Below are 2,658 nucleotides of genomic sequence, written 5' to 3' on the forward strand. Positions count from 1 at the left end.
CCCGCGCCGCCGTTGCCGGTGGGCGTGAAGTTCGTGAACGGCGCCGGCGACACCTGCTCGGCCGGCGCCATGACTTCGCTGGCGGTTTCCTGCTGCTCGAGCGCGGCGGCCCATTCGGCCGCCATGTCGTCCTGGGCGGTGTTGTCTGCGGTCGGTTTGGCGTCAGCCATTGTGGTCTCCCAACCAGTGGGGGTTGTGGTTCGTCAGCAGGTGGTCGATCTTGATCGCGTACTTGCCGTTGCTCGTGCCGTAGTGGCAGTCGAACACCGGCACGCCATCGACCTTGGCCTTGACGATCGGCTCGAGGTCGAGCTCGATGAAATCGCCCGGCTTGAGCGAGAGAAGTTGCTCCACCGTGGCAGGCGCGGTCGCCAGCTCGGTGACGAGTTCCACCTCGGCGGCCTGGATCTGCTGCGTGAGCAGCTTGACCCAGCGGCGGTCGGGCTCGCTGGAGTCGCCCACCGTGGCGGAGTACAGCGTGTCGCGGATCGGCTCGAGCGTGGCGTAGGGAATGCAGAAGTGGATGGTGCCGGTGGTTTCGCCGATCTCCAGCGTGAACGAGCAGGTCACGACGATCTCGCTGGGCGCGGCCACGGTGGCGAACTGCGGCTGCATCTCCGAGCGCTGGTATTCCAGTTCGATCGGGTACACGCCGGCCCAGGCCTTCTTGTATTCGGCGGCGATCACGTCGACCAAGCGCGTGATCACGCGTTGCTCGGTGGGCGAGAAGTCGCGGCCCTCGATGCGCGTGTGGAACTTGCCGGCGCCGCCGAAGAGGGCGTCGATCACGGCGAACACCAGCGTCGGGTCGCACACGATCAACCCGGAGCCGCGCAGCGGGCGCACCGACATGATGTTGAAGTTGGTCGGCACCACGATCTCGCGCAGGAAGGCGCTGTACTTTTGCACCTTGATGCCGCCGACGGCCACCTCCGGCGTGCGCCGGATCATGTTGAACAGCCCCACGCGGATGTTGCGCGAGAAGCGCTCGTTGATGACCTCCATGGTGGGCATGCGCCCACGCACGATGCGCTCCTGGCTGGCCAGGTTGTAGTCGCGGATCGCGCCGGTATCGACCTCCTCGGCCTCGAGCTTCTGGCTCTCGCCGGTGATGCCCTGCAGCAGCGCGTCGACTTCGTCTTGCGAGAGGATCTGCTGATTCATCGCACCAGCCGGGTGGAGACAGTGAACGGTTTCATCACTGAATGATGAAACTGGAAAAGTGAACCTTCTCGACCGGGTTGTGCACCGCCGGCACGCGCGGCCGGCCGGCCACCGGGGCAGCAGGCGCCACCTCGATGCCCAGCGGGCGTACCGACTCGCGCATGATCTCGGCGGCCAGTTGCTCCTTGCCGGCGCGCTCGAGCAGTTCGGCCGAGCTCTTGTGGGCCAGGATCATCAGCACGCCGTTGCGGATCGCCGGCATGTAGGCCTTGAGCTGCTCGGCGACCGCGGCGTTGTCGATCTGCAGGGTGATGCCGATCTGCGCGTAGCGCTCCTGCTCGCGGTCGGCGAGGTTCACCACGAAAGGATCGAGCGGCAAGAAGGTGGGGGGCTTGCTCGGGTCGCGTCGGCCCTGGTCCTGAAGGGCGAGTGCCTCGTCGGCGGGCAGTGCGTCGTCCTCGCCGGCGAGCGCGGCCGCCAAGGCGGCCTTCTTCTTGAGCACGAACACCGTGGCCGCCGCGCCGCCGGCCAGCAGCACACCGACGATCGCCAGGATCATCAGCAGCTTCTTGGACAGCTTGCGCCGGGGTTTGCTTGCGGAAACGGGGGCGGCTTCGGCCGCGGCTGCAGACATCGGGAACTCCTTGGTCACTCGGCGTGCGCGGCGGCGATGGGGCTGCCGCGCGCAGGGAATGAGAGTGATTATTCGAGCGGGCTACTGCGCTGATGCGGGGATAAGGCGGCTCAATCCGCTGCTGATGCGGATATGGCGAGCCTTGCGAGCCGGCCTTTCAGGCATAAAGGTCGAGCAAGCCCCGCCCGCCCGGCAGCGCCGCGCTGCCAGGCGCAAGAACCTCGCCGGCATCCGCATCCGCGCCGGCGGCGCGCGCCGTACCGCCCTCACCCGACAACGACTCTCTCGCCCCCGAACCCTGCTCGGAGACACCGCCGCCGGTCAGCGTGAGCCCTGCGCCGTGCAAAGCGGCAGCCAGCGCCGGCAGGCTCGACGCGAGCGCCTCGCGGGTGCCGGCATGGGCCGCGCTGAAGTCGATCTGCGCCTGCGCGCCGTCGAGCGCGATCTGCACCGTGATCGGGCCCATCTCGACCGGGTTGAGCTGGAGTTGGGCCTGCTGCACGCCGCCCTGCGCGAGCAGCGTGAGCCGCGCGGCCAGCGCCGCGCCGAAGTCGGGCGAATCGACCGGCGTGGCCAGCGCCAACATCGGTGCGCCGCTTGCGGCGGCGGCCGAAGTGGCGGCACTGCCGGCGGCGGCCGGTGCAGGGTGCAGGCTGGCGAGCGCGGGAAGAGGCGCCGCCTGCGCACCGAGTGCGGGGCTCTCGCCCAGCCCCCTGCTTGCATCGGCAGCGGCAGCAGCAGCAGCAGCCGGCGATGCGCCGGTCGCCGCGATGAATTCGGTGCCGGACGCTGCGCCCGCAACGGTGCCGCGTTGCGTGCCGGACCCTGCGTCGGCCGAGGCCGCCGCCGCACCGTCACCG

3 protein-coding genes are annotated in these 2,658 nt (G+C 69.1%); all 3 read right to left on the reverse strand.

What is annotated here, in order from left to right; translation table 11 throughout:
- Positions 1-162: 162 nt before the first annotated feature.
- Positions 163-1,164, reverse strand: coding sequence for a flagellar motor switch protein FliM (gene fliM / locus H0W38_RS20565; protein ID WP_292457688.1), 1,002 nt, complete (start codon positions 1,162-1,164; stop codon positions 163-165).
- A gap of 34 nt (positions 1,165-1,198) precedes the next feature.
- A complete protein-coding gene (fliL, locus tag H0W38_RS20570) occupies positions 1,199-1,798 on the reverse strand; it encodes a flagellar basal body-associated FliL family protein (protein ID WP_292457689.1) in 600 nt (199 codons plus the stop codon).
- 157 nt (positions 1,799-1,955) lie between these two features.
- A partial coding sequence (locus tag H0W38_RS20575; RefSeq protein ID WP_292457692.1) for a flagellar hook-length control protein FliK occupies positions 1,956-2,658 on the reverse strand: 703 nt, incomplete at its 5' end.

The organism is Methylibium sp., from assembly GCF_013817365.1.
GTDB lineage: Bacteria > Pseudomonadota > Gammaproteobacteria > Burkholderiales > Burkholderiaceae_C > Methylibium.